The organism is Kitasatospora sp. NPDC041988, assembly GCF_055588525.1.
Genome location: NZ_JBVJCO010000033.1, coordinates 78,683 through 103,562 on the forward strand (window position 1 = coordinate 78,683; position 24,880 = coordinate 103,562).

Consider the following 24,880-nt stretch of genomic DNA (forward strand, 5'->3'; position numbering starts at 1 on the left):
AGCTGGGTGTCAGCCTCGGGTCAGCTTCTTGTAGGTGGCCCGGTGCGGACGGGCGGCGTCGGCGCCCAGCCGCTCGATCTTGTTCTTCTCGTACGACTCGAAGTTGCCCTCGAACCAGAACCACTTGCTCTCGCCCTCGTAGGCGAGGATGTGGGTGGCCACCCGGTCCAGGAACCAGCGGTCGTGGGAGATGACCACGGCGCAGCCGGGGAACTCCAGCAGCGCGTTCTCCAGCGAGGAGAGGGTCTCGACGTCGAGGTCGTTGGTGGGCTCGTCGAGGAGCAGCAGGTTGCCGCCCTGCTTGAGGGTGAGCGCCAGGTTGAGGCGGTTGCGCTCACCACCGGAGAGCACCCCGGCCGGCTTCTGCTGGTCCGGGCCCTTGAAGCCGAACGCCGAGACGTAGGCGCGGGACGGCATCTCGACCTGGCCGACGTTGATCCAGTCCAGGCCGTCGGAGACGACCTCCCAGAGCGTCTTCTTCGGGTCGATGTTGGCCCGGCTCTGGTCGACGTAGCTGATCTTGACGGTCTCGCCGACCTTGACGGTGCCGGAGTCCGGGGTCTCCATGTCCTGCAGCATCTTGAACAGCGTGGTCTTGCCGGCGCCGTTCGGGCCGATGATGCCGACGATGCCGTTGCGCGGCAGGGTGAAGCTGAGGTCGTCGATCAGGACCTTCTCACCGAAGGCCTTGTTGAGGTTCTCCACCTCGATGACGATGCTGCCCAGACGCGGGCCCGGCGGGATCTGGATCTCCTCGAAGTCCAGCTTCCGCATCTTGTCGGCCTCGGCCGCCATCTCCTCGTAGCGGGCCAGACGCGCCTTGGACTTCGCCTGACGGCCCTTGGCGTTGGAGCGGACCCACTCCAGCTCCTCCCGGAGCCGCTTGGCGCGCTTGGCGTCCTTCTGGCCCTCGACCTTGAGGCGCGACTGCTTGCTCTCCAGGTAGGTGGAGTAGTTGCCCTCGTAACCGATCGCGCGGCCGCGGTCGAGCTCCAGGATCCAGCCGGCCACGTTGTCCAGGAAGTACCGGTCGTGGGTGACGGCGACGACGGTGCCGGCGTACTTGGCCAGGTGCTGCTCCAGCCAGTTCACCGACTCGGCGTCCAGGTGGTTGGTGGGCTCGTCGAGCAGCAGCAGGTCGGGGGCCTCCAGCAGCAGCTTGCAGAGCGCCACGCGGCGCTTCTCGCCACCGGAGAGCTTCGTGACCGGCCAGTCGCCGGGCGGGCAGCCCAGCGCGTCCATGGCCTGCTCCAGCTGGGCCTCGAGGTCCCAGGCGTTGGCGTGGTCCAGGTCCTCCTGGAGCTTGCCCATCTCGTCGAGCAGCGCGTCCGAGTAGTCGGTGGCCATCAGCTCGGCGATCTCGTTGAAGCGGTTGAGCTTCCCCTTGATCTCCTTGACGCCGTCCTCGACGTTCTCCAGAACCGTCTTGGACTCGTCCAGCGGCGGCTCCTGGAGCAGCATGCCGACGGTGAACCCGGGCGAGAGGAAGGCGTCGCCATTGGAGGGCTGCTCCAGGCCGGCCATCATCTTCAGCACGGTGGACTTGCCGGCGCCGTTGGGGCCGACAACGCCGATCTTCGCCCCGGGGAGGAAGCTGAGCGTCACGTCGTCAAGGATGACCTTGTCTCCGTGCGCCTTGCGCACCTTGCGCATCGTGTAGATGTATTCCGCCACGTGAGATCGCTCCGGCGTCGTCGGGAGTATTCGGCTTGCAGCCTTCCATTGTGCCGCACCCGGCCCCGAGACCCGAACCGACTGCCGTGCCCCACCGGGGTATCCGGCCGATCCCTGCGCCGCATCTGCCACCCCGCCTCCCCCCGCACCCAGCCGGAACGCACTCCGGCCCGGCTCCCCGCAACGGATGCGGGGGCCGGGCCGGAGTGCTTCAGGCCCTCAGGAGCTCAGGACCTCGGTGCGCTGTTGCCTCAGGCGGCGCTGCGACCGTGGCGGCCGCGACGGCGCAGGACGAAGACCGCGGCACCGCCGGCCACGACCAGACCGCCGGCGACGGCGGCGAGCACCGGGGTGGCGTCGTTACCACCGGTCTGGGCCAGACCACCGGTGGTGCCGGGGGCCGGGCTGGTGGCGACCGGAGCCGGCTTGGCAGCGGTGGTGGTGGCGCCGGCCGACGGCGTACCGGCCGGAGCCGGGGTGGTGGCGGCCGGGGTGGTCGGGGCGGCCGACGGGGTGCCGGTCGGCGTGGTCACGCTGGTGACCTTGCAGTCCAGGATGCCCTTGAACTCCTTGCTGAAGCCGTTCGGGCCGGTGACGGTGATGTCGTAGGCGGCGTCCTCCGCGACTGGGACGACCACGCTCTCGACCTTGCCCGGCTGGACGGTGACCTTCTTGCCCGGCGTCACCGTGACGTCGGCCGCCTCGTCGCCGCCGTTGGCGACGGAGACGCGGACACCGTTGGAGTCGCACTCGACCTGGGCGGCGCTGTCCACCAGCGCACCCTTGCCCTGCTTCCAGGTGGCCTTCGCGGCGTCGGAGACGCTGAGCTTGCTGGAGCCGGCCAGGATCATGGTCTGGCTGTGCTTCGCCGGGGTGTAGCCCTTGCTGAGGAAGACGCGGCCGCTGGGCACGACGGTCTCGGCGTTGGCCGTCACGGTGGCCGCGCCGTCCGGGGTGCCGGCCGGGACGTCCAGGAACAGCTGGGTGTCCTTGGCGACCGGGCCGGTCAGGCCGGTGACCGGCTTGCCGTCCTTGTCGACCAGCTTCACCTTGCCCGCGGCGTCACCGGCGACCGCCAGCTTCACCTCGGAGGCGCTGGAGTTGATGGTGAACGGACCGAGCTTGTTGCCCGGCTTGCCCGACACCGAGTCCGGCGTGAGGCTCAGCGAGGGCTTGGGCTCGGCGGCGATGCCCTTGTTCTTCTCGCTGACCAGGTAGTCGCGCAGCTGCTTGGCCTGCGAGTCCTTCGGGACGGCGTTCTTGCCGTCCGAGAACTTCCAGATCGCGGCCTGGGTGCCGGCGGCGGCGTCCTCCTTGGTGAGCTGACCGTCGACGCCGGCGTCCTTGGCCAGCTTCACGAGGTCGGTCACCTGCGGGTAGGAGTTCTCCAGGATCCAGCGGATCTTGGCGGCGTCCTGAGCCTTGTCCTTCGCACCGAGGGAGCTCGACTTCCAGTCGGACTCCTGGTACTCGACCCCGCTGGTGATGTTCACCGGGTGGTCGATGTCGATGCAGTACGTCTGGATCGAGCCGTTCGGCGTCTTGAGCGTGAACAGACCACCCTGGAGGCCGTGGCCGTCGACGGTGATCTCCTCGGCCTCCATGGTCGGCTGGATCACTGCCGTGACACCCGCGCCGGGCGCGTCGGCCGCAACCGCCGTACCCGCCGCGAACAGGCTTCCGCCCAGCGCGATGCCGGTCGTGAGCATGACAGTGGTTATGCGCGGAAGACTCCGCCCCTGCCTCTGGAACATGTGGGATCCCTCCGGGCCGGGCCATGCCGATGGGCTGCCCGCCTTGCATTGCCGCGCCCCCTGTGGCGCCGCTGCACTTGTGTGAACCAGACGAATCCTATTGAGCCCCGGAGGCGCGCAAACCCCCATGCGAAATCAGGACCATTCCGTATCTGGATCGTTATCAACCATCCCATCATCCACACAATCTGACGATCAACCAGAAAGTCGGGAGCTTTCGGTTAACCGATCCGGGATTGCTCGTGCGGCCCAACAACCGTCTCGATCAACATATTTGTCGACAGTTGAGATCTCCTGGGCGTCAGATCAAGGCCACCTGTCCTTCACCCACGGTCGGCATGCCGTCCACCCGCTCCTCTGCCACCGCAGCCTCCCCCGCACCCGTCGGCAGGGCCCCGGCCGGCGCCAGCGCCGAGACCTTCCGAGCCTGCAGTGCGTCCGCGATCCACCCGGGCACCGCCTCGTCGAGCGCCTCCCCGCCACCGCCCGGCGGCTCACCCCGCACCCCCGCCGCCCACTTGAAGGCCGCGGTACCACGACTGAGATCGTGCCCGACCGATCGGGCGTCGATCTCGACCCGGCTGCGCCGGGCCTCGCCGTCCGTCCACTCACGCACCCTCAGCCGGCCGCTCACCACCACCGGATCCCCCTTCGACAGCGAGCCGATCAGATGACCCGCCAGCGCCCGCCACGCCGTCACCGTCACCCACTGCGTCTCGCCGTCCACCCACCCCTCCTTCTGCCGGTCGTAACGCCGCTCCGTCGACGCCAGCCGGAAGTTCGCCACCGGCACTCCGGCGGCCGTCTGCGTGTAGGTCACCTCGGTCGCGACATTGCCGATCACCGTCACCTGAGTCCCGTTCACAGAACACGCTCCGTTCTCTCTGATGCACCGTACGGAATCGACCGGCGCGAGTTGAGAGTGCACTTCCGGAGAAATCCGGACCAGTGAGATCGGAAATCCTGTGGACAAGTCGGCCCTGTGGAAAACCGGCGTCACTCACAGGGGTGAATTTCGGCCTTGCGGTACTACTTCCGGCCCCTCTTCTGCGCGGCCATGACAACAAACGCCCCGCTTCCCGCCCCGGCAGGACACCCCCAAGGGTGGCTCGGCCGGCCGTCCGCCCACGTCATCCGACCGAACGAACCCGAATACGGCCCCCCACCCGTGGTGACGGCGGCACTTTCTCCGTGCCGAATCCATAACGGGTGGGGCGGCAGCCCCGTAACGACTGCACAACGTCCGGCGCCGAAGACCGCCAGACCGCTGCATGTACGGCCTTCACCTGCGATTATCGGACCGCTCCACCGAAGCCGACACACCCGCGACGGTGTCGTTACACCCGGCCGAGGAACTGGACACCCTTATCCTGTCCCGACAGGGCAAGGGTCCGCCAACCCCCACCCCCCACCCTCAGGTACGGGGCCGGACAGCGGGCGCCGCACGCGCCCGTCGCCCGATCCCGGCAACGGTCACGCCCGCCAGGGCGCCGCCCGTCCCGCCCCCATAGCTCAGCGGATAGAGCACCCGCCTTCTAAGCGGTAGGTCGCAGGTTCGAATCCTGCTGGGGGCACCCACGCGCGAATTCCCGCAGGCCACCACGCCGGTGGGGCCTATGCCGGCCAGGCCGCCGGGAAAAGCACGCACACCGACCGCACATAACCCGTGACAATGCGTGTTGTGGCGACACCGGAAACGACCTCACGGGAAACACCGGCACCGGCCGACCGCACCACCGGGACGGGTCGGACTCGAACGGAAACCGCGGGCCGATCCGGCGCCGGGCCCCGGGCCGGCAGCAGCCGACGAGCACCGGGCCACGACCCGAGGACACGCGCCCACCGCCGTGGGCCAGGGGGCCGCGACTGTGAGCCACAACCGCGGGCCACGGCCGCACGCCACACGACCCGCGCTGCACCCCGGCCGGGCCCGCGCTACGACCCGGGCCGGGCCCCCGAGGCCACCAGCCCCGCCACATAGGCGTCCAGCAGCTCCTCCTGCCGCGCGGGCGGGAACTCCGCCGGGGCGAACAGGGCCTGCACCACCAGCCCCAGCGCGAAGGCCTGCGCCCCCGCCGCGAGCTGCGCCGCATCCACCCCGGCGGGCAGTTCGCCGAGCCGCTGCGCGGCCGCGACATGCCCGGTCAGCGCCTCCCGCGCCCGGGCGTACCGCGCCGCGTGCGCGTCCGCCAGCTCCGGATCGGCCAGTGCGACGTCCCAGGAGCCGACCCAGATCCGGTTGCCGGCCGTGGCCGGCCCGTCCAGCGGGAGGATGTCGAGCAGCGCCGCGCGCAGCCGGGCCAGCCCGGCCGGCGGCGGCGGGCTGCCGTCGGCGGGCGCGGTGCGGCGCGGGCGTTCGAGGGAGCGCCGGTCCAGCTCGTCGAGCGCATAGGCCACCAGGGCCCGCTTGTTGGGGAAGTAGTGCGTCAGCAGCCCGGTCGAGGCCCCCATTTCGACGGCCACCGCGCGCAGCGTCAGCCCCTCGAAGCCGCGGGAGGAGAGCACCCGCCAGACCGCCTCGGAGACTTCCAGGCGACGGGCGTCATGGTCTCCACGGGCTGGCGTCATGGGGGCTATCGTACATACCAAACGTTTGTTATGTATGTATGGACCACCCTGGACCGCCGACCGGACCGCTCTTCGAAAGGCCTGCCCATGTTCACCGTCCCGCTCGCCGACAATGCCGAACTGCGCCCCCTGGAACCGTGGCAGGCCCCCGAGTTCCTCGCCCACATCGACCGCGCCCGCGCCCACACCGACCCGTGGATCGGCTGGGCCGGCTACTCCACCGACCTCGACTCGGCCCGCGCCACCCTCCAGCGCTACGCCGACCGGCAGGCCGCCGACGCCGGCCGGATCTACGGCATCTGGGTCGACGGCACCCTGGTCGGTGGCGTGATGTTCCCGCAGTTCGACACCGCCGCCGGCAACTGCGAGATCGGGGTCTGGACGGAGCCCGCCGGCGAGGGCCGGGGCCTGGTCGGCACCGCCGTCCGCCACCTGATCGACTACGCCTTCACCACCCGGGGCATGCACCGGATCGAGTGGTACACCAGCCCGGCCAACCTCCGCAGCCGGGCGCTCGCCCAGCGGTTGGGCATGAAGCTCGACGGCACGATGCGGGAGCACTACCCGCACAACGGCGTCCGGCACGACAAGGAGGTCTGGTCGCTCCTCGCCCACGAGTGGAAGCCCACCGCCTGACCCACCGCCTGATCAACCGCCCTTCCCAGGCCGACCCCGGCCGACCTGCCGCCGGACCTGCCGCCGGACCCGCCGCCCGCCCCGCGGCGGCCCCCCGGCCCGGCGGCGCGGATACAACAGGGGCCCGGCGGACCGAAGTCCACCGGGCCCGCGCCGATCCACGGAAACCACCCCGGCCCCGACCGGCCGGGTTCAGGCGGCGAGCACCCGCTCCTCGACGGCCGGCTCCTCCACCGGCTGCCGCGGCAGCCGCAGCGCGAGCACCACGACCAGCGCCATCACCCCGGCCGCCGAGAGGAAGACCACGTCCACCGCGTCGACGAAGCTCCGCACCGCGTGCTCCCGGGCCGCGCCGGCCATCCGGCCCACCGCGCCGAGCGGGGTACCGGGCTCTCCGCCCTCGAAGACCCGGGCCAGCACGGTGCCGAAGAGCGCCGCCCCCAGTGCGCTGCCGAGCGTCTGGAAGAACCGGATGCCGGTGGTGGCCACACCCAACTGGTCTGCCGGAGCGGCGTCCTGGACGACGGTGATGAGCCGGCCGATCAGCTGGCCGAGGCCGACGCCGAGCAGCATCAGCTCGGCCCGCACCAGCCAGAGCGAGGTGTCCGGGCCGCTCAGCCCGAGCAGCAGCAGGGCGACGGTGGCGCAGACCCCGCCGACGGCCAGGAGCGTCCTGGCCGGGAGGCCGCGCGCGGTCAGCCGGTTGACCACCACGCCGACGACCGTCATGCCGGTCGCCATCGGGATCAGGTAGAGGCTGGCCGAGGTCGCGGCGACGCCGCGGGCGACCTGCAGGTACAGCATCACGTACATGATCGCGCCCATCAGGCCCATGCCGACCAGGCCCTGGACCGCGAAGCCGATCCGGATCTCCGGGACGCGGAAGAGCGAGAGCGGCAGCACCGGCTCGGCCGCGGTGGCCTGCCGCCAGAGGAACAGGCCGAGGAAGGCCAGCGTGGCGACGGCCAGCGCGAGGATCTGCGGGGAGGTCCAGGCGTAGTCCTTGCCGCCCCACTCGGTCAGCAGCAGCAGCGAGGTGGCGAACGCGGCGGCGAGCGTGGCGCCAAGGAAGTCCAGGCCGCGGCTGCCGGCCCCCTTCGGGAGCTTGAGCAGGAGGGCGGCGCCGACCAGGACGAGCAGGCCGAGCGGCAGGTTGACGTAGAAGATCCAGCGCCAGTCGAGGTGGTCGGCGAGGAGCGCGCCGACCAGCGGGCCGATGGCCATGCCGGCACCGCCGACGATGCCTCCGATGCCGCCCCCGCCGCCCTTCTTCTCCTCCTCCGCGTCCTTGAGCTGGGCTATCACCACCATGGTCACGCTCATCAGCCCGCCGCCGCCGATGCCCTGGACGGCCCGGAAGGCGATCAGCTGCTCCATCGACTGCGCCGCCCCGCAGAGCGCCGACCCGAACAGGAAGGTGCCGACGGCCGCGAGCAGCACCCGCTTGGCGCCGTAGAGGTCGCAGAGCTTGCCGTAGAGCGGCAGCAGCGCGGTGGCGGCCAGCGCGAACGCGCTGACCAGCCAGGGCAGCCGGTCGACGCCGTGGACCGGGTCCAGGTCCCGGACGATCGGCACGGTGGCCGCCGACACGATGTTCATGTCGAGCACGGCCAGGATGATCGTGATCAGGCAGAGCAGCATGCCCAGCTTGCGCTGAGGCTCCGTCATCAGAGCTGCTGCCGGCACGGTGGCGGCCATCGGAAGTCCCCCCGGGGGTAGCGGAATTCGGGCGATCGAGCAGGAGCCGAGCCGCACCGGGAAGGCCCGGCCCGGCGGCACGGCTCCACCATGGCAGGGTTTTTTGACTCGGTCAATTCTTCATCCCGACCAATCTTCAGACCAAACCAATCTTCTGACTCGACACACATTCTGACCTCGTACATGCTTGATCTCGGTACATGTTTAGCCCTGGTACAGTCGCGTCATGGCGAAGCGAAGTGAGACCACCGCCCCCGACGGGCTGAGCCTGCGCGAGCGCAAGAAGCGCCAGACGGGCCGCCGGATCTGGAACAGCGCAATCGCCCTGTTCGCCGAGCGGGGCTTCGACGAGGTGTCGGTGGCCGAGATCGCCGCCGCCGCCGAGGTCTCCAAGATGACCGTCTTCAACTACTTCCCGTCCAAGGAAGACCTGGTCATGGCACCGATGGAGCAGCACACCGACGAGCCCGCCCGGGTGGTGCGCGACCGCGCCGCCGGCACCTCGGTGGTGGCCGCGCTGCGCACCCACTTCCTGGCCGCGCTGGCCGAGTTCGACCCGGCCACCGGCCTCAACGACGACCGGTTCACCGTCGACGTGGTGCGGCTGATCCACCGCACCCCCGCGCTGGCCCTGCGCGCGACCACCGCGTTCGGCCACATGGCGAACGAGCTGCTGGCCGCCGAGCTGCTGGCCGAGGACCCGGCGGGCGACCCGGTCCTCGCCCACGCTGCGGCCGCCCAACTGCTCGGTGTCCGGGCGGCATTGACCAGCGATAACCAGCGCCGGATGATGGCCGGCGAGCGGGCCGCAGAGGTGCTGCCGGAGGCCGTCGAGAATGCGAAGCGCGCCTTCGACCTGGTCGAGCACGGCCTCGGCGACTACGGCACCCGCCCGCCCCGGGTCCCCGTCTGAGGCCCCACGTCGGGGCCTCGCCCGCACCGCCTGAGAGAGTGGCCGCACCACGATCTCCGGAGGTGCGCATGGACCAGCCGCTGCTCACGCGGAACCGCTCCCCGCTGCCCACCCACGTCGACGGCCTCCGCGCCTACGTCGGCGAGGACGGCCTCGCCGTGCTGAAGTTCTCCCGGCCGGCCCGCCGCAACGCCATCACCCTGGCGATCTGGCAGGCGCTGCCCGAGGTCCTGCTCCGGATCGCCGAACAGCCCGGTGTCCGCGCCCTGCTGGTCACCGGCGCCGGCGGCACCTTCAGCGCCGGCGCGGACATCGCCGAGCTGTCCGAGGTCTACGCCGACCCGGACCACGCGGAGGCGTACCACGCCGTCAACGTCGCCGCCGAGGAGGCGCTGGCGGACTTCCCGCACCCGACGATCGCGGTGGTGCACGGCGCCTGCGTCGGCGGCGGCTGCCAGCTGGCGGTCGCCTGCGACCTTCGGTGGGTCGCCGACGACGCGCGGATGGGCATCACCCCGGCCAAGCTCGGGGTGGTCTACCCGGCCGTCCCCACCCTGCGGCTGGCCAGGCTGGTGGGGCCCTCCCGGGCCAAGCTCCTGCTGTTCTCCGGCGAGCTGCTGACGGGCCCGCGCAACGCGGCGATCGGCCTCGCCGACCGGGTCCTGCCCGCCGCCGAACTGGATGCCGACGCCCTGGAGTTCGCCCGGCTGCTGACGCAGCGCTCGCCGCAGACGATCGGCGCGGTCAAGGCCGCGCTGGGCGTCCCGCCGGAGGAGGCCGCCGAGGCGCTGCGGCCCTGGGAGCGCCGTTCCCGGGAGGCCCCGGACGTGCGCGAGGGCCTCGCCGCCTTCCTGGAGGGCCGCCCGCCACGGTTCTGATCACTCGCACACGGACCACTACGATCATCCGATCGAAGGTCCAGCCGAGCCGCCGGGAGCACCCACCGCGATGACCACGCCGACGAGCACCACCCTCTGGGCCCGCCGGGTCACCGACGGCGTCGAGCCGAAGAACGTGATCATCGCTATGCTGCCGCTGCTCGGCGTCCTGCGCTACGGCTGGCGGGGCCTCGGCTGGGCACTGTTCGCGGCGCTGTTCGCCGCCGTCATCCCGACCCTGTTCATCCGGCGCGGCATCCGCAAGGGCACGTTGGAGGACCGGCACGTCGGCCACCGGCAGCGGCGGCTCACGGTGTTCCCCTTCATCATGGGGTCCGTGCTGACCGCCTTCGCGGTGATGCTCCGGCTGGACGCGCCGTCCGACCTGACGGCGATGGTGCTGGCGATGTTCGCCTCGCTGGTGCCGATCCTGGTGATCACCGTCTGGTGGAAGGTCTCCGTCCACACCGCCGTGGCGAGCGGCGCGGTGGTCTGCCTGGCGATCGCGCTCGGCCCGTGGTGGCTGGTGCTCGCCCCGCCGGTGGCCCTGATCGGCTGGTCCCGGGTGGTGCTGCGGGACCACACCACCGCGCAGACGATCGTCGGCGCGGTGGTGGGCGCCCTCACCGCCGGGCTCACCTTCTGGGCGGCCCGTTAGGGCGTGTCCGACACTCCCTGACCGCCGCCGGCCGCGGTCAGCGGATCGGCATCCCGGAGATCGCCCGGGCGATCACCAGCCGCTGAATCTCGCTGGTGCCCTCGAAGATCGAGTAGATCGCGCTGTCCCGGTGCATCCGCTCCACCGGGTACTCGCGGGTGAACCCGTTGCCGCCGAGGATCTGCATCGCCTGCGCGGTGACCCACTTGGCGGTCTCGCCCGCGTAGAGCTTGGACATCGAGCCCTCGGCCGCGGTGAACGGCTGGTTGCCGGCCGCCATCCAGGACGCCCGCCAGACCAGCAGCCGGGCCGCGTCGACCCGGGTCTTCATGTCGGCCAGCTGGAAGGCCACGCCCTGGTTGTCGATGATCGGCCGGCCGAACTGCACCCGGGTCTTGGCGTAGTCGAGCGCCACCTCGTACGCCGCCCGGGCGATGCCGATCGCCTGCGCACCGACGGCCGGGCGGGAGGCCTCGAAGGTGGCCATCGCGGCGTTCTTGCCCTTCCCGCTCCGGGTGCCCTCGCGGGCCCGGGCCAGCCGCTCGTCGAGCTTCTCCTTGCCGCCGAGCAGGCAGTGGCCGGGCACCCGGACGGCGTCCAGCACCACCTCGGCGGTGTGCGAGGCGCGGATGCCGTGCTTCTTGAACTTCTGGCCCTGGCTCAGCCCCGGCGTGCCCGGCGGCACCACGAAGGAGGCCTGCCCGCGCGCGCCGAGCGCCGGGTCGACGGTGGCGACCACGACGTGGACGGCGGCGATCCCGCCGTTGGTGGCCCAGGTCTTGGTGCCGTTCAGCACCCACTCGTCGGTGGCCTCGTCGTAGACGGCCCGGGTGCGCAGCGCGGAGACGTCGGAGCCGGCGTCCGGCTCGGACGAGCAGAACGCCGCCACCTTGACGTCGTCCGGGGTGCCGAACATCTGCGGCGCCCAGGTGCCGATCTGTTCGTCGGTGCCGTTGGCGAGCACCGCGACGGCGGCCAGCGTGGTGCCGACGATGGACAGGCCGATGCCGGCGTCGCCCCAGAACAGCTCCTCCATGGCGATCGGGATGCCGACGCCGGAGGGGTCGAAGTACTGCTGGGCGTAGAAGTCCAGGGAGTAGATGCCTAGCTTGGCGGCCTCCTGGATGACCGGCCAGGGGGTCTCCTCCCGCTCGTCCCACTCGGCCGCGGCCGGGCGCATGACGTCGGCGGCGAAGCCGTGCAGCCAGTCGCGTACGGCGAGCTGGTCCGCGCCCGGGTCCAGCGAGAACGTGCCCATGATGCATACCTCCGATGAAGAGCCGGCTGCCGGGAGGCGGCCCGCCGCCGGCTGCTGCCGACGCGGCCACGCCGGGTGTTACCCCCGGTAACATCGAGGGAGTCTGCTACTGATTGGTAACTGATGTCAACGGCCCGACCGAGGAGCAGCGCATGTCCCCAGAGCCCCGCCGCGAGCAGCTGCTCAACGCCGCCGACCGGGTGATCCAGCGGGACGGCCCGACCGCCAGCATGAACGCCATCGCCGCCGAGGCCGGGATCACCAAGCCGATCCTGTACCGCCACTTCGGCGACCGGAACGGCCTGATCCGGGCGCTGACCGAGCGCCACACCGGCGGCCTGCTGGCCGCCGTCCGGGCCGCGCTCAGCGAGCCGCTGGAGCGCCGCGACCGGGTCGAGCACGTACTGGACACCTACCTGGCCGGGATCGAGGCCCGCCCGCAGGTCTACCGGCTCCTCACCCACCCCGAGCCCGGAGACCCGAGCGGCGTCGGCCACGCGCTCGCCCCGGCGCTGCGGCAGATCGCGGAGGAGATCACCCGGGCCGTCGAGAGCCAGGTCGACCTCGGCGCCGACCGCGAACTCCTCGCCGAGGCCTGGGGCCGCGGCATCACCGGCATGGTGCTGGCGGCCGGTGACTGGTGGCTGGAGTCGAGACCCTGCTCGCGCACCCGGATGGTCCAGGCGCTCGCCGACCTGCTCTGGGGCCGTCTCGCGGCCGCCGCCGACCTGCCCACCGCCGTCCTTCCCACCCCGGCCGCCGAGCCGCCGACGGCCTGATCCCCGCGCCGGCAGACGCCGAACCCGGCCCGAACTCTTGTGCAGTACACGGCGATCCGGGCATCATCGGGCCCCACCCCCGGCCCGCGAGCCTCGGCCCGCGAGATCCTGTGAGGTCCCGATGCGCCTGCGCCGCACCGCCGTTGCCCTCCTGCTCGCCGCCACCACCGTCCTCACCACGCCGCTCGCCGCCACCCCGGCCGCGGCCCGCGCGACACCGCACCGAGCGGAGTTCCCCACCGGGACGGCCACCGCCCCGGACGGCCGCACCAGCCTCACCGACGCCTCCGGCCGCCGGCTCCAGCTGCGCGGCTTCAACCTCGACAAGTACGCCGAGGCCACCGAGCAGGACGTCAAGTCCCTGGCGGAGCAGGGCTTCACGCTGATCCGGGTGGCCGTCTCCTGGACCAGGCTGGAGCCCGAACGCGGCCGCCTCGACCGGAGCGAGCTGGCCCGCCTGCACCGGCTGCTCGGCTGGGCCGACCGGTACGGCGTACTGGCCCTGGTCGACTTCCACCAGGACGTCTACGGGCCGAAGTTCGGCGGCGGCGACCGCGGCATCCCGCTCTGGGCCACCCGCGACGACGGCCTGCCGTTCACCCCGGACCCGGACGACTGGTTCGCCGGCTACTTTCAGCCCGCCGTCCAGGCCGCCTTCCGCCACCTCTACGACGACCCCGACCTGCGCGCCTGGCAGGCCGACTTCTACACCCGGCTGGCCCGCGAACTACGCGGCCACCGCTCCCTGTTGGGCTACGACCTGTTCAACGAGCCGTTCGGCCCGGTGGACGGCGACCCGACCGACCCGGCGGTGCTCGCCGCCGCCTCCGCAGCCCTCGAACAGGGCCGGCTCGCCGACATGTACCGCCGGCTGATCCGGGCCGTGCGCCAAGCGGACACCCGCGCCTGGCTGTTCGTCGAACCGACCGTCCTGGTCGGCCAGGGCGTGCCCACCCGACTGCCCGGCTTCACCGACCCGCGCCAGGGCGGCCCCCGGCTAGGCTACGCGCCGCACTTCTACGACACCGCGGTCGAGTCCGGCGCCGACTGGGACGAGAACGGCGGCTTCGTCGAGCGGTACACCGCCGCGGTCACCGCCTACCCGGCCGCCCACCGGCTGCCGGTCCTGGTCGGCGAGTGGGGGCCGCCCGACTCCCGCAGGCCGGGCAACACCCGGCTGGTCCGCCGGCAGGTCGCGGCCATGGACGGCTTCGCCGCCGGCTGGGCGATGTGGTACTGGTGCCGGGGCAATGGCGGCTACTGCGCGCTCGACCCGGCCGGCCGCCCCGCACCCGGCGACGAACCGGTCTTCGGCCCCTACCCGACGGCGGTCGCCGGGACGGACCCGGCCACCACCACGACGGCCGCCGGCCACACCGTCCGCTGGACCGCCGACGGCACCGGCCACACCACCGAACTGGCCCTGCCCGCAGCCGCTTTCCCCACCGGCGTACGGATCACCGTCACCCCGTCCGGCGCCCGGGTCGACCTCGACCAGCCGGCCGGCGACCGGGCCGGCACCGCCCGGATCCGCCTCCCGCGCACCCTCCCGGGCACCCCGGTCACCGTCACCGTCGTGCCCCGCTAGGACTTGGGTGGCCCGCCGTGCGCGGGCCACCCTCCGACCGCACTACGCCAGACCGCGGCGCGCCAGCAGCGGGCCGGTCTGCGGGTCGCGCCCGACCACCGCGCGGAAGGAGTCCAGCGCGTCCCGGCTGTCCCCGCGCGACAGCAGCTCGCGGCGGAACACCTCGCCGCTCTCCCGCACGCTCCGGCCGTTGCCCTCGAACCACTGCACCGTCTCGGCGTCCAGCACCTCCGACCAGATGTACGCGTAGTAGCCCGCGCTGTAGCCGCCGGAGAAGATGTGCGAGAAGTACGCCGTCCGGTAGCGCGGCGGGATCGCCGCCACCGCCACACCGGCCTTGGCCAGCGCCGCCGCCTCGAACTCCTCGGCGTCCGCGACCTCCTGGCCCGCCGGCAGGGTGTGCCAGGCCCAGTCCAGCAGGGTCGCCGCCAGGTACTCGACGGTGCGGAAGCCCTGCCCGAAGCCCTCGGCCGCGGCCATCCGCTCGACCAGCTCGGCCGGCAGCGGCTCACCCGTCACCTGGTGCTTGGCGTAGTTGGCCAGCACCTCCGGCCGGACCATCCACATCTCGTTGACCTGCGAGGGGAACTCGACGAAGTCCCGCGGCACGGCGGTGCCCGCGAAGTACGGGTAGCGGACGTCCGAGAAGAGCCCGTGCAGCGCGTGCCCGAACTCGTGGAACAGCGTGCGGACCTCGTCCCAGGAGAGCAGCACCGGCTCCCCGGCCGGCGGCTTGGCGACGTTCAGGTTGTTGAACACCACCGGCCGCTTCCCCAGCAGCCGCGACTGGGTGACCAGCTCGTCCATCCAGGCCCCGCCGCGCTTGGACGCGCGGGCGTGGAAGTCCCCGAGGAAGAGGCCCAGCGAGCCGCCGTCCTCCTCGAACACCTCGAAGACCCGCACGTCCGGGTGGTACGCGACGAGGTCCGGCCGCTCGGTGAAGGTCACCCCGTACGCCAGGTTGGCGGCGAAGAAGACGCCGTCCCGCAGCACCCGCTCCAGCTCGAAGTAGGGGCGCAGCGCCGCCGCGTCCACCTGGTACGAGGCCTGCCGGACCTGCTCCGAGTAGTACGCCCAGTCGTGCGCGGCGATCTCCTCGATCCCGTCGGCGGCGGCCAGCTTGGCCAGCTCCTCCGCCTCCCGGCGGGCGTTGGCCACCGCCGGCGGCACCAGCCGGGCCAGCAGCCCGTCCACCGCCCCGACGCTGCCCGCCGTCTCGTCCGCCACCACGTACGCGGCGTGCGTGTCGTACCCGAGCAGCCGGGCCCGCTCGGCGCGCAGCGCGGCCATCCGGATCGCCAGCGGGCCGTTGGTCCCGATCGCGCGGCCCAGCGAGGCCGCCAGCAGGCGCTCGCGCACCGAGCGGTCGGTGAGGAAGGCCAGCTCGGACTGGTTGGAGAAGTTCTTCAGGCTGAGCACGTACTTGCCGTCGTGCCCGAGCGCCCGGCCATTCTCGGCGGCGGCGGCGATCGCGTCCGCCGAGAGCCCGGCCAGCTGCTCGGCGGAGTCCAGCACCAGCGCACGGGCCTTCGAGTCGGCCGCCACGTTCTGCCGGAACTCCGACGAAGCGGTGGCCAGTTCGGCGTTCAGACCGCGCAGCCGCTGCTGCTCGGCGGCGCCCAGCCGGGCACCGGCCCGGACGAAAGCGGTGTGCCACCGCTCCAGCAGCCGCAGCGACTCCGCGTCCAGCTCCAGCCCCGCACGCCGCCCGTAGAGGTCCTCGATCCGGGCGAACAGCGCGGCGTCCAGGAGGATCGCGTCGGCGTGCGCCGCCAGCTTCGGGCTGGTCTCGGCGTCCACCTGGTCCACCAGCGGCGAGGTGTCCGCGGAGGACTGGTTGTCGAAGACGGCCCGGACCCGCCGCAGCAGCGCCCCCGAGTGCTCCAGCGCGGCCACCGTGTTGTCGAAGGTCGGCGACGCCGGATCGGCCGTGATCACGGCGATCTCGGCGAGCTGGTCCGCCATCCCGCGCTCGAAGGCGGGCAGGTAGTGCTCTTCCCGGATCTCGGCGAAGGGCGGCAGTTCGTAGACCAGGGTGCTGGCCTCGAAGAAGGGATTCTCGGTCATTTCGACGACCCTACGCGGTGTCACCGGCGCTGCCTACGGCCCCCGGCCGGTCGGCGGCGCACCGCCCGGGCAGCGGCGCACCACCCGGCGCGCGCGCCGTCCGGACGGCATTGTCGTACCCACCGGCTACCGTCGAGGTTCCTGCCCGTCCGCCCGAGAGGAGGAGCCCCCATGGCACCCCGGATCGCCCTCGTCCCCGACCCGCACGGCCCCGGCGGCCGGCTCCAGCCCCTCGACGACGCCGGCGCCCCGGTCGGCCCGCCCACCGCCGCCCCCGACCTCGCCACCGCCGTCGCCGCCGCCGAGCGGGCCGGCACCGTGCGCTGGGTCTGGGCCGCCACCGACAGCGCCTACGCCCCGCTGCTCCCCCGGCTGCCCGACCGGCTCGCCCGCTGCCACGACCTGCGGCTGGTCGAGGCGCTCCTGCTGGCCCACGAGGGCCGGTTCGGCGCGCCGCGCTCGCTCGGCGCCGCCTGGGCCCGGCTCCGCGGCCTGCCCGTCCCGGCCGACCTGCCCGAGCCCGGCTCCGCCGAGTACGACGACGGACAGGACACCCTGTTCGCCCCCGACCGGCTGCAGCTGCCGCCCGGCGCCGACCCGCTGGCTGCCGTCGTCGCCGTCCACGCCGAGCAGCAGCGCCGGCTGGCCGCGATCACCGACCCGGGCGCGCGCTCCCGGTTCCGGCTGCTGGCCGCCGCCGAGTCGGCCGGCGCGCTGGTCGCCGCCGAGATGGCGTACGACGGCCTGCCGTGGCGCGCCGACGTCCACGACCGGCTGCTCACCGAGCTGCTCGGCCCCCGCCCCACCGTCCCCGGCAGCCGGCCCAAGCTGCTCGCCGAGCTGGCCGCCGAACTCCAACAGGCCCTCGGCGGCCGCCCCTTCAACCCCGACTCGCACAGCCAGGTGCTGCGCGCGTTCGCCGACCGCGGCATCCAGCTCGGCTCCACCCGGTCCTGGGAGCTGAAGGCGGTCGACCACCCGGCCGCGAAGCTGATGGTCCGCTACAAGGAGCTCGCCCGGATCCACGCCGCGCACGGCTGGGCCTGGCAGGACGCCTGGGCCCGCGGCGGCCGGTTCCGCCCCGAGTACGTGGTCGGCGGCGTGGTCTCCGGCCGCTGGGCCAGCCGGGGCGGCGGAGCCCTGCAGATCCCGCGCATCCTGCGCCGCGCCGTGGTCGCCGACCCGGGCTGGCTGCTGGTCGTCGCCGACGCCGCCCAACTGGAGCCGCGCGTCCTCGCCGCCCTCTCCCAGGACGCCGGCCTGGCCCGCACCGCCGCCGGCGGCGACCTCTACGAGGCGCTGGCCGCCTCCGCCTTCCAGGGGGACCGCGACAAGGCCAAGCTCGGCCTGCTCGGCGCCATGTACGGGCAGACCAGCGGCGACATCGGCCCGCTGCTCGCCACCCTGCGCCGCCGCTACCCGGCCGCCATGGGCTACGTCGAGGCGGCCGCCCGCACCGGCGAGGACGGTGGCGTGGTCGCCTCCCGGCTGGGCCGGGTCTGCCCGCCGCCCTCCGCCGACTGGCTCGACCTCACCGAGGCCCCGGAGACGGCCGGGGACGCCGGCGGCCGCTCGGCCCGCGCCCGGGGCCGCTTCACCCGCAACTTCGTGATCCAGGCCAGCGCCGCCGACTGGGCGCTCGCCCTCCTCGCCGCGCTGCGCCGCCGGCTCGGCGCCCTGCCGGTGGCCGATCCGGCCGACCGGCCGCACCTGGTCTTCTTCCAGCACGACGAGGTGATCGTGCACACCCCTGCCAACCTGGCCGACGAGGTGGCCGCCGCCGTCACCGCCTCCGCCGACGAGGCCCGGCAGCTGGTCTTCGGGGACACCCCGGTCCGCTTCCCGCTCAGCACCGCCGTGGTGGACTGCTACGCCGACGCCAAGTAGCGGCCACGGCTCGCGGCCCCTCACAGTTTGCGGAAGGCCCGCGCCTCCTCGGCCGCCGCCACCACCTCGGCCAGCGCCGCCCCGGTGGAGGCGGTCACCGCCGCCGAGACCGCGCCCTCCACGAACGGCGCGTCCACCAGCACCACCCCGGGCCGCGGCTCGTCCTCCAGCACCGTGACGGCGGTCAGCACCGAGCTGCCGAGGTCCGGCAGCACCACCACGCCCGCCCCGCCGTCCGCCTCCGTGACGGCCCGGGCGATCAGGTCGTAGCTGGTGCCGAGCCCGCCCTCCTCGGTGCCGGCCGCCACCACCACCCGCACCGCGTCCGAGGCGAGTTCCCTCAACAGCTGCTTCAGCCCGGCGGCCAGCTGCGCGCTGTGCGAGACCAGGACGATGCCCACGTAGTCGCTCATACCGCCGACCCTACGGCCGCCCCGCTGCTCCGCACGAGTGACGGGCACCCGTGTCGCCCCGCCCCCGCCGCGCCGCATCCAAGGGCGCGCCACCTTGTGCCACCACCCCCCGTGCGGCGTAGCGTCGGGTCAGCATCGTCTGCCGAGGGAGCGAAGCGTCTTGAAGAAGCTGATCAACACCCCGGAGAGCGTCCTGGAGGACGCACTGGCCGGATTCGCCGCCGCCCACCCGGAGTTGACGGTGGACCTCGCGAACCGGGTGATCACCCGGGCCCTCCGTCCACCGGCATCGAAGGTCGCGCTGGTCTCCGGCGGCGGGTCCGGCCACGAGCCGCTGCACGGCGGCTTCGTCGGCCGGGGCATGCTGGACGCCGCCTGCCCGGGCGAGATCTTCACCTCCCCCGTACCGGACCAGATGCTGGCCGCCGCCAAGGCCGTGGACTCCGGCGCGGGCGTGGTCTTCGTGGTGAAGAACTACACCGGTGACGTGATGAACTTCGAGCTGGCCGCCGAACTCGCCGCCGAGGAGGGCCTGGAGGTCCGCACCGTGCTGGTCGACGACGACGTTGCGGTCGAGGACTCGACGTGGACGGCCGGCCGCCGCGGCACCGGCGCGACCGTACTGGTGGAGAAGATCGCCGGCGCGCTGGCCGAGCGCGGCGCCACGCTGGACGACGTGGCCGCGATGGGCGAGCGGGTGAACGCCGCCTCCCGTTCGTTCGCGATCGCGCTGACCGCCGCGACCGTCCCGGCGGCCGGCAAGCCCGGCTTCGACCTGCCGGAGGACGAGATCGAGGTCGGCGTCGGCATCCACGGCGAGCCCGGCCGCCGCCGCGAGAAGCTGCGCCCCGCCCGCGAGCTGGCCGCCGAGGTGGTGGAGACGATCCTCACCGACCACCACCTGACCGCCGGCGACGAGGTGATCGCCCTGGTGAACGGTCTCGGCGGCACCCCGCTGCTGGAGCTCTACATCGTCTTCGGCGAGGTGGCCGCGCGGCTGGCCGAGCGCGGCATCACGGTGGCCCGCAACCTGGTCGGCAACTACGTCACCAGCCTGGACATGGCGGGGTTCTCGCTCACCCTGGCGAAGGCCGACGCCGAGCTGCTGGAGCTGTGGGACGCCCCGGTGGACACCCCCGCCCTCAAGCGGGCCTGAGAAGAGGGACGGACATGGACGTCGACACCCCGCTCGCCGAAGCCTGGGTACGCGCGATCGCCGCCGCCGTCGAGAAGGAGCAGCAGCGGCTCACCGAGTTGGACTCCGCGATCGGCGACGGCGACCACGGCAGCAATCTGCAGCGCGGTTTCACCGCCGTGCTGGCCGCACTGGACGGCCTCGACCCGACGGGCCCGGGGGCGGTGCTGACCAAGGCCGGCACGACGCTGATCTCCAAGGTCGGCGGCGCCTCCGGCCCGCTGTACGGGAAGGCCTTCCGCGCCCTCGGCTCCGCCCTGCCCGCCCCGGCCGGACCGGCCGCGTTCGGCGACGCGCTGGCGGCCGGCCTCCAGGCGGTCCGGGACCTCGGCAAGGCCGAGCCGGGCGACAAGACCATCGTGGACGCCTGGACCCCGGCCCTGGCCGCCTACCGGGCCGCGGTGGCGGCGGGCGCCGGCCTGCCGCGGGCGGCCGGCGCGGCCGCGGACGCGGCCGAGCAGGGCGCGCTGGACACCGTGCCGCTCCAGGCCCGCAAGGGCCGCGCCTCCTACCTGGGCCCGCGCAGCGTCGGCCACCAGGATCCGGGCGCGACCTCGACGGCCCTGGTCTTCCGCGCCCTCGCCGAGGTCACCGCGGCTCAGACCTGATCGGTCCGGGTGATCAGGAGCAGCAGGGCGTCGTCCCGCAGCTCCCCGCCGGTGTGCTCCAGCAGGTCGGCGTAGACCCGGCCGACGGCCGCCTCCAGCTCCGCCGAGGAGCGGGCCGCGCCCCGCACCAGCGGGCCGACCCGCTCCGCCAGCGGGTAGAACTCGCCGTTCCGGCGGTGTTTGGCCTCGATCACGCCGTCGGTGCAGAGCACCAGCACGTCGTCCTGGCCGAACGGCTGGTCCCAGCTGGTCGGCTCGCCGGCGGCCAGCCGGCCGAGGCCGAGCGGCACCCACGGATCGGGCGCGTCGAGGACGTGCACCCTGCCGTCCGGGTCCACCCGGATCGGCGGGACGTGCCCGTACTGGAGCAGCTCCATCACGCCGGGCGTGCGGAACTCGGCGAACAGGGCGGTGGTGAACTCCCCGTCCGGCGCGTGCCGCTCGACGCTGGCCTCGATCCGGGCGGCCACCCCGCGCAGCCCGGCCTCGTCGTACGCGGCCTCGCGGAAGGCGCCGAGCACCACGGCCGCGGTCTGTACGGCGCCCAGGCCCTTGCCCCGGACGTCCCCGACCGCCACCCGGGTGCCGTGCGGGGTGTCCAGGACGGAGTAGAGGTCCCCGCCGATCCGCGAGGCGTCGGCGGCGGAGACGTACCGCACCGCGAGGTGCAGCGGTCCGACGACGGGGCCGGGCAGCCGCAGCAGCGCCCGTTGGGCGGCCTCGGCGACGGAGCTGACGGCCGCGAAGGCCGCGGCGCGCCGCATCCTGAGGTGGGCGACCCAGGCGGAGAACACGGTGAGCAGCAGGTAGCTGACCATCGCGCCGTAGAGGAAGCGCTCGTCGTTGACGTTGTCGACCTGGTCGTAGTGGCTGAGGCCGAACACGGCGAAGAGGCCGAGCAGGCAGACCAGCAGCAGTTCGACCGGCCGCAGGGTGAGTGCGGCGATGGTGGGGACGACCGTCATCAGCGGCGCGAGGTAGCGATCCCTGCCGGAGAGCAGGTCCGCGAGCCCGACCAGCACGATCGCGATCAGCGCCGGGGCGGCCCGGCGCCAGAGCGGCACGTCCTGGAGGTCGGCGGCGAGCAGCGCGCCGCGCCGCCGGCCCGGCGACAGTCCCGCGGCCGTCGGGACCGCGGGCGACTGGGCTCGGCGGATCGGGAACACATATCGAACATAACGGACGATCAGCCACCTCACCCCCGCACCCCGGAGCCGGCCCGACCCGTCCTCCCCGTACTGGGCCAATCGGTACCGAAATGACTGATTTGTCATACAGTGCGACCAAAGCGGCTACGCGTTCAACGCGGCGCTCAGCATCCGGGGCCTCTCGCTCGAGAACCTGGTGGAGACGGAGATCCGGCGCGGCGTACTGACGTCGGTCGGCCACATCCTGTGGACGGCGATCCTCGGCGGGGTGCTCTTCCGCGAGCGGCGCGGCGGCCACTTCCGCTTCACCCTTCCGGTCGCGCTCACCTATCTCGGCGTCGCGCTCCTGCACGCGCCCTGGGACTCGACGGGCGGCATCGCGGTCCGGCTGGTCGCGAGGACCACCACCAGCGACTGGCAGCGCGCCCTGTTCGACCTCGGCTAGCTGCCGGACCCGACCGGCGAGCAGGTCCACCTCTACACGCTCTACGACACCATGGGGCTGGTCGTGGTCTCGCTCGGCGGCCTGCTCTGGCTGCGACTGCTGGTCCGCCGCGAGCGCGCCACGATCCCGGCCCAGTTCCCTGCCGCCCCCGCCCGAGCCACCGCGCAGGTCCGCACCGCGCCCGAATCCGCCCGCCGCCCGGCGCGGATTCGGGCGCAGCGTGTTCAGGCGCATACGCTCTGCTCTCGGACCGCGTCCGCGTCGCCGGCGGCCGGATGCGATCCACGCCACATCACCCCCTTCCCTGCGAAATACCCCGCAGGGGTATGGTGTTATCAAAAGAGCGGCCCGGGCACGTGCCCGCGGCGGCACAGACCTCCCGGAGGCCCCGATGTCCAGCACCATCACCTACACCGTGACCGGCATGAGCTGCGGACACTGCGAGAGCTCGGTCAGCAAGGAGCTCTCCGCGCTGACCGGGGTCACCGAGGTGGCGGCCGACGCCAAGGCCGGCACCGTGACGGTCTTCGCGACGGCCGAGCTGGACGACGAGCAGGTCCGAGCGGCCGTCGACGAGGCCGGCTACGAGCTGGTCGGCCGGTCCGTCTGAGCCCCCAGCCCTCGAAGACGGACCCCACGGCGGGGGCCCGTACCGCGCGCCCCCGCCGTACGCTCTGACCTAGGAGCTGATCAGCATGAGCACCTCCACCCCGGGCGTGACAGCCCTACGGGAGCGCGTCGAGCTGTCCATCGGCGGCATGACCTGCGCGTCCTGCGCCGCCCGGATCGAGAAGAAGCTCAACCGGATGGACGGCGTCGAGGCCACCGTCAACTACGCCACCGAGAAGGCCCGCGTCGACTTCGGGCCCGGGGTCAGCGTGGCCGACCTGATCGCCACCGTCGAGCACACCGGCTACACCGCCGAACTCCCCCCGCCGCCGGCCGCCGCCCCCGAGGCCGCGGCAGCGGCCGGCGCCGACGCGGCGTCCGAACAGCCACCGGCCGACCCCCTGCTGGACCGCCTGCTGGTCAGCGCCGTGCTCAGCGTCCCGGTGGTCATGCTGTCGATGATCCCGTCGATGCAGTTCACCAACTGGCAGTGGCTGGCCTTCGCGCTCACCGGCCCGGTCGTCGTCCACGGCGGGCTGCCGTTCCACCGCGCCGCCTGGACCAACCTCAAGCACGGCGCCGCGACCATGGACACCCTGGTCTCCCTCGGCACCCTGGCCGCCTTCGGCTGGTCGTTCTGGGCCCTGTTCTGGGGCGACGCGGGCATGGCCGGGATGCGGCACTCGTTCTCGCTCTCGGTCGGCGCCACCGACGCCTCGTCCACCCTGTACCTGGAGACGGCCGCCGCCGTCACCGTGCTGATCCTGCTCGGCCGCTACCTGGAGGCACGCTCCAAGCGACGGGCCGGCGCCGCCCTGCACGCCCTGCTCGACCTCGGCGCCAAGGACGTCTCCGTCCTCCAGGACGACGGAAGCGGACGGGAGCTCCGGCTGCCGGTGGACCGGCTGACCGTCGGGATGCGCTTCGTGGTCCGCCCGGGCGAGAAGATCGCCACCGACGGCGTGGTCGTCGAGGGCGCCTCGGCCGTGGACGCCTCGATGCTGACCGGCGAGTCCGTACCGGCCGAGGTCGCGGTCGGCGACGCCGTCACCGGTGCCACCGTGAACGCCGGCGGCCGGCTGGTGGTCGAGGCCACCCGGGTCGGCGCCGACACCAAGCTCGCCCGGATGGCCCAGCTGGTCGAGGAGGCGCAGAACGGCAAGGCCGCCGCCCAGCGCCTGGCCGACCGGATCTCCGCCGTCTTCGTGCCGGTGGTCATCCTGATCGCGCTCGGCACCCTGGTCGGTTGGCTGCTGGTCTCCGACAGCCCCACCGAGGCGTTCACCGCCGCCGTCGCCGTGCTGATCATCGCCTGCCCGTGCGCGCTCGGCCTGGCCACCCCGACCGCCCTGATGGTCGGCACCGGACGCGGCGCCCAGCTCGGCATCCTGATCAAGGGCCCGGAGGTGCTGGAGACCACCCGCAAGGTGGACACCATCGTGCTGGACAAGACCGGCACCGTCACCACCGGCCGGATGACCCTGCTCGCCGTCCACACCGCCGAGGGCGTCACCGAGACCGAGGCGCTGCGCCTGGCCGGCGCGGTCGAGCACGCCTCCGAACACCCGATCGCCACCGCGATCGCCACCGCTGCCGCCGACCGGACGGGCGAACTGCCCGGCGTGGAGGGCTTCGAGAACCTCCCCGGCCTCGGCGTCCGGGGCAGCGTCGAGGGCCGCACCGTGGTCGCCGGCCGCGCCGCCCTGCTGGCCGACCGCGCGCAGCCGCTCCCGCCGGCGCTGGCCCGGGCCATGGCGGACGCCGAGGCCGCCGGCCGCACGGTCGTCACCGTCGGCTGGGACGGCGAGGCGCGGGCCGTGCTGGAGGTCGCCGACGCCGTCAAGCCCACCAGTGCCGAGGCCGTCGCCGAGCTGCGCGCCCTTGGGCTCACCCCGATGCTGCTCACCGGCGACAACGCCGCCGTGGCCCGGGCCGTGGCGGCCGAGGTCGGCATCAAGCCGGCGGACGTGATCGCCGGGGTACTGCCGGAGGAGAAGGTCGCCATCGTGCAGCGCCTCCAGGCCGAGGGCCGGGTCGTGGCCATGGTCGGCGACGGCGTCAACGACGCGGCCGCCCTCGCCCGGGCCGACCTGGGCCTGGCCAT

21 protein-coding genes and 1 tRNA gene are annotated in these 24,880 nt (G+C 73.1%); 13 read left to right on the plus strand and 9 right to left on the minus strand.

What is annotated here, in order from left to right:
- Positions 1-9 precede the first annotated feature (9 nt).
- From ettA to ACZ6NC_RS28755, 3 genes are all read right to left on the minus strand, one after another.
- Positions 10-1,674, minus strand: a complete 1,665-nt coding sequence (gene ettA, locus ACZ6NC_RS28745; RefSeq protein WP_465736666.1) for an energy-dependent translational throttle protein EttA — start codon at positions 1,672-1,674, stop codon at positions 10-12.
- Between the two features lie 251 nt (positions 1,675-1,925).
- The gene (locus ACZ6NC_RS28750) at positions 1,926-3,383 is read right to left on the minus strand and encodes a Cys-Gln thioester bond-forming surface protein (RefSeq protein WP_465736667.1); all 1,458 of its coding nucleotides are present in this window, start codon (positions 3,381-3,383) and stop codon (positions 1,926-1,928) included.
- 346 nt (positions 3,384-3,729) lie between these two features.
- Positions 3,730-4,278, minus strand: coding sequence for a single-stranded DNA-binding protein (locus tag ACZ6NC_RS28755; RefSeq protein ID WP_465736668.1), 549 nt, complete (start codon positions 4,276-4,278; stop codon positions 3,730-3,732).
- A 651-nt stretch (positions 4,279-4,929) separates the two neighbouring features.
- On the opposite strand from ACZ6NC_RS28755, the gene ACZ6NC_RS28760 reads away from it, so the two are divergent.
- Positions 4,930-5,002: transfer RNA gene (locus tag ACZ6NC_RS28760), tRNA-Arg, on the plus strand.
- Between the two features lie 361 nt (positions 5,003-5,363).
- Here the strand turns inward: ACZ6NC_RS28760 and ACZ6NC_RS28765 are convergent.
- The gene (locus ACZ6NC_RS28765; RefSeq protein ID WP_465736669.1) at positions 5,364-5,996 is read right to left on the minus strand and encodes a TetR/AcrR family transcriptional regulator; all 633 of its coding nucleotides are present in this window, start codon (positions 5,994-5,996) and stop codon (positions 5,364-5,366) included.
- Positions 5,997-6,083: 87 nt separating this feature from the next.
- Between ACZ6NC_RS28765 and ACZ6NC_RS28770 the strand changes: the two genes are divergently transcribed.
- Positions 6,084-6,632 carry a GNAT family N-acetyltransferase gene (locus ACZ6NC_RS28770; protein ID WP_465736670.1) on the plus strand — a complete coding sequence of 183 codons (549 nt, stop codon included), beginning with the start codon at positions 6,084-6,086 and terminating at the stop codon, positions 6,630-6,632.
- Positions 6,633-6,824: 192 nt separating this feature from the next.
- Here the strand turns inward: ACZ6NC_RS28770 and ACZ6NC_RS28775 are convergent, their stop codons facing one another.
- Positions 6,825-8,300, minus strand: coding sequence for an MFS transporter (locus tag ACZ6NC_RS28775; RefSeq protein WP_465736671.1), 1,476 nt, complete (start codon positions 8,298-8,300; stop codon positions 6,825-6,827).
- A gap of 256 nt (positions 8,301-8,556) precedes the next feature.
- On the opposite strand from ACZ6NC_RS28775, the gene ACZ6NC_RS28780 reads away from it, so the two are divergent.
- The 3 genes from ACZ6NC_RS28780 to ACZ6NC_RS28790 all read left to right on the plus strand — a co-directional run bounded on the left by ACZ6NC_RS28780 (position 8,557) and on the right by ACZ6NC_RS28790 (position 10,779).
- Positions 8,557-9,243, plus strand: coding sequence for a TetR/AcrR family transcriptional regulator (locus ACZ6NC_RS28780; protein WP_465736672.1), 687 nt, complete (start codon positions 8,557-8,559; stop codon positions 9,241-9,243).
- A 68-nt stretch (positions 9,244-9,311) separates the two neighbouring features.
- The gene (locus tag ACZ6NC_RS28785) at positions 9,312-10,121 is read left to right on the plus strand and encodes an enoyl-CoA hydratase/isomerase family protein (protein WP_465736673.1); all 810 of its coding nucleotides are present in this window, start codon (positions 9,312-9,314) and stop codon (positions 10,119-10,121) included.
- A 70-nt stretch (positions 10,122-10,191) separates the two neighbouring features.
- Positions 10,192-10,779 (plus strand): hypothetical protein, encoded by a 588-nt coding sequence (locus ACZ6NC_RS28790; protein ID WP_465736674.1) that lies wholly within the window; start codon positions 10,192-10,194, stop codon positions 10,777-10,779.
- Positions 10,780-10,816: 37 nt separating this feature from the next.
- Here ACZ6NC_RS28790 and ACZ6NC_RS28795 read toward each other — a convergent pair whose 3' ends face one another.
- Positions 10,817-12,037, minus strand: a complete 1,221-nt coding sequence (locus tag ACZ6NC_RS28795) for an acyl-CoA dehydrogenase family protein (protein WP_465736675.1) — start codon at positions 12,035-12,037, stop codon at positions 10,817-10,819.
- 152 nt (positions 12,038-12,189) lie between these two features.
- Between ACZ6NC_RS28795 and ACZ6NC_RS28800 the strand changes: the two genes are divergently transcribed.
- Positions 12,190-12,816 carry a TetR/AcrR family transcriptional regulator gene (locus ACZ6NC_RS28800; RefSeq protein WP_465736676.1) on the plus strand — a complete coding sequence of 209 codons (627 nt, stop codon included), beginning with the start codon at positions 12,190-12,192 and terminating at the stop codon, positions 12,814-12,816.
- A gap of 121 nt (positions 12,817-12,937) precedes the next feature.
- The gene (locus tag ACZ6NC_RS28805) at positions 12,938-14,404 is read left to right on the plus strand and encodes a glycoside hydrolase family 5 protein (protein ID WP_465736677.1); all 1,467 of its coding nucleotides are present in this window, start codon (positions 12,938-12,940) and stop codon (positions 14,402-14,404) included.
- A gap of 42 nt (positions 14,405-14,446) precedes the next feature.
- Here ACZ6NC_RS28805 and ACZ6NC_RS28810 read toward each other — a convergent pair whose 3' ends face one another.
- Complete coding sequence (locus tag ACZ6NC_RS28810; RefSeq protein ID WP_465736678.1) at positions 14,447-16,471, minus strand: M3 family metallopeptidase; 2,025 nt, start codon at positions 16,469-16,471, stop codon at positions 14,447-14,449.
- A 171-nt stretch (positions 16,472-16,642) separates the two neighbouring features.
- Between ACZ6NC_RS28810 and ACZ6NC_RS28815 the strand changes: the two genes are divergently transcribed.
- On the plus strand, positions 16,643-18,358 hold the full coding sequence (locus tag ACZ6NC_RS28815) for a bifunctional 3'-5' exonuclease/DNA polymerase (RefSeq protein ID WP_465736679.1): 1,716 nt from the start codon (positions 16,643-16,645) through the stop codon (positions 18,356-18,358).
- A gap of 20 nt (positions 18,359-18,378) precedes the next feature.
- Here ACZ6NC_RS28815 and dhaM read toward each other — a convergent pair whose 3' ends face one another.
- A complete protein-coding gene (dhaM, locus tag ACZ6NC_RS28820; protein WP_465736680.1) occupies positions 18,379-18,771 on the minus strand; it encodes a dihydroxyacetone kinase phosphoryl donor subunit DhaM in 393 nt (130 codons plus the stop codon).
- A 160-nt stretch (positions 18,772-18,931) separates the two neighbouring features.
- Between dhaM and dhaK the strand changes: the two genes are divergently transcribed.
- Positions 18,932-19,927, plus strand: a complete 996-nt coding sequence (gene dhaK, locus ACZ6NC_RS28825; RefSeq protein WP_465736681.1) for a dihydroxyacetone kinase subunit DhaK — start codon at positions 18,932-18,934, stop codon at positions 19,925-19,927.
- Positions 19,928-19,941: 14 nt separating this feature from the next.
- The gene (gene dhaL, locus ACZ6NC_RS28830) at positions 19,942-20,574 is read left to right on the plus strand and encodes a dihydroxyacetone kinase subunit DhaL (RefSeq protein ID WP_465736682.1); all 633 of its coding nucleotides are present in this window, start codon (positions 19,942-19,944) and stop codon (positions 20,572-20,574) included.
- On the opposite strand, the gene ACZ6NC_RS28835 is transcribed toward dhaL, so the two are convergent.
- Positions 20,565-21,740, minus strand: a complete 1,176-nt coding sequence (locus tag ACZ6NC_RS28835) for a PP2C family protein-serine/threonine phosphatase (RefSeq protein ID WP_465736683.1) — start codon at positions 21,738-21,740, stop codon at positions 20,565-20,567. The two genes, dhaL and ACZ6NC_RS28835, sit on opposite strands and share 10 nt — an antisense overlap.
- A gap of 106 nt (positions 21,741-21,846) precedes the next feature.
- Here ACZ6NC_RS28835 and ACZ6NC_RS28840 point away from each other — a divergent pair, with 106 nt between their 5' ends.
- The 3 genes from ACZ6NC_RS28840 to ACZ6NC_RS28850 all read left to right on the plus strand — a co-directional run.
- Entirely contained in the window at positions 21,847-22,167 is a 321-nt protein-coding gene (locus ACZ6NC_RS28840) for a PrsW family glutamic-type intramembrane protease (protein ID WP_465736690.1), read from the plus strand.
- A 391-nt stretch (positions 22,168-22,558) separates the two neighbouring features.
- Positions 22,559-22,777 carry a heavy-metal-associated domain-containing protein gene (locus ACZ6NC_RS28845; protein WP_465736684.1) on the plus strand — a complete coding sequence of 73 codons (219 nt, stop codon included), beginning with the start codon at positions 22,559-22,561 and terminating at the stop codon, positions 22,775-22,777.
- Between the two features lie 85 nt (positions 22,778-22,862).
- The coding region (locus tag ACZ6NC_RS28850; protein WP_465736685.1) for a heavy metal translocating P-type ATPase at positions 22,863-24,880 on the plus strand (2,018 nt) is incomplete at its 3' end.

What these genes read in the sequence shown, in the direction of transcription:
- ACZ6NC_RS28750 (WP_465736667.1), bottom strand. Translation starts at nt 3,383, where the DNA reads ATGCTCACGACCGGCATCGCGCTGGGCGGAAGCCTGTTCGCGGCGGGT.
- ACZ6NC_RS28765 (WP_465736669.1), bottom strand. Translation starts at nt 5,996, where the DNA reads ATGACGCCAGCCCGTGGAGACCATGACGCCCGTCGCCTGGAAGTCTCC.
- ACZ6NC_RS28770 (WP_465736670.1), top strand. Translation starts at nt 6,084, where the DNA reads ATGTTCACCGTCCCGCTCGCCGACAATGCCGAACTGCGCCCCCTGGAA.
- ACZ6NC_RS28775 (WP_465736671.1), bottom strand. Translation starts at nt 8,300, where the DNA reads ATGACGGAGCCTCAGCGCAAGCTGGGCATGCTGCTCTGCCTGATCACG.
- ACZ6NC_RS28780 (WP_465736672.1), top strand. Translation starts at nt 8,557, where the DNA reads ATGGCGAAGCGAAGTGAGACCACCGCCCCCGACGGGCTGAGCCTGCGC.
- ACZ6NC_RS28785 (WP_465736673.1), top strand. Translation starts at nt 9,312, where the DNA reads ATGGACCAGCCGCTGCTCACGCGGAACCGCTCCCCGCTGCCCACCCAC.
- ACZ6NC_RS28790 (WP_465736674.1), top strand. Translation starts at nt 10,192, where the DNA reads ATGACCACGCCGACGAGCACCACCCTCTGGGCCCGCCGGGTCACCGAC.
- ACZ6NC_RS28795 (WP_465736675.1), bottom strand. Translation starts at nt 12,037, where the DNA reads ATGGGCACGTTCTCGCTGGACCCGGGCGCGGACCAGCTCGCCGTACGC.
- ACZ6NC_RS28800 (WP_465736676.1), top strand. Translation starts at nt 12,190, where the DNA reads ATGTCCCCAGAGCCCCGCCGCGAGCAGCTGCTCAACGCCGCCGACCGG.
- ACZ6NC_RS28805 (WP_465736677.1), top strand. Translation starts at nt 12,938, where the DNA reads ATGCGCCTGCGCCGCACCGCCGTTGCCCTCCTGCTCGCCGCCACCACC.
- ACZ6NC_RS28810 (WP_465736678.1), bottom strand. Translation starts at nt 16,471, where the DNA reads ATGACCGAGAATCCCTTCTTCGAGGCCAGCACCCTGGTCTACGAACTG.
- ACZ6NC_RS28815 (WP_465736679.1), top strand. Translation starts at nt 16,643, where the DNA reads ATGGCACCCCGGATCGCCCTCGTCCCCGACCCGCACGGCCCCGGCGGC.
- dhaM (WP_465736680.1), bottom strand. Translation starts at nt 18,771, where the DNA reads ATGAGCGACTACGTGGGCATCGTCCTGGTCTCGCACAGCGCGCAGCTG.
- dhaL (WP_465736682.1), top strand. Translation starts at nt 19,942, where the DNA reads ATGGACGTCGACACCCCGCTCGCCGAAGCCTGGGTACGCGCGATCGCC.
- ACZ6NC_RS28845 (WP_465736684.1), top strand. Translation starts at nt 22,559, where the DNA reads ATGTCCAGCACCATCACCTACACCGTGACCGGCATGAGCTGCGGACAC.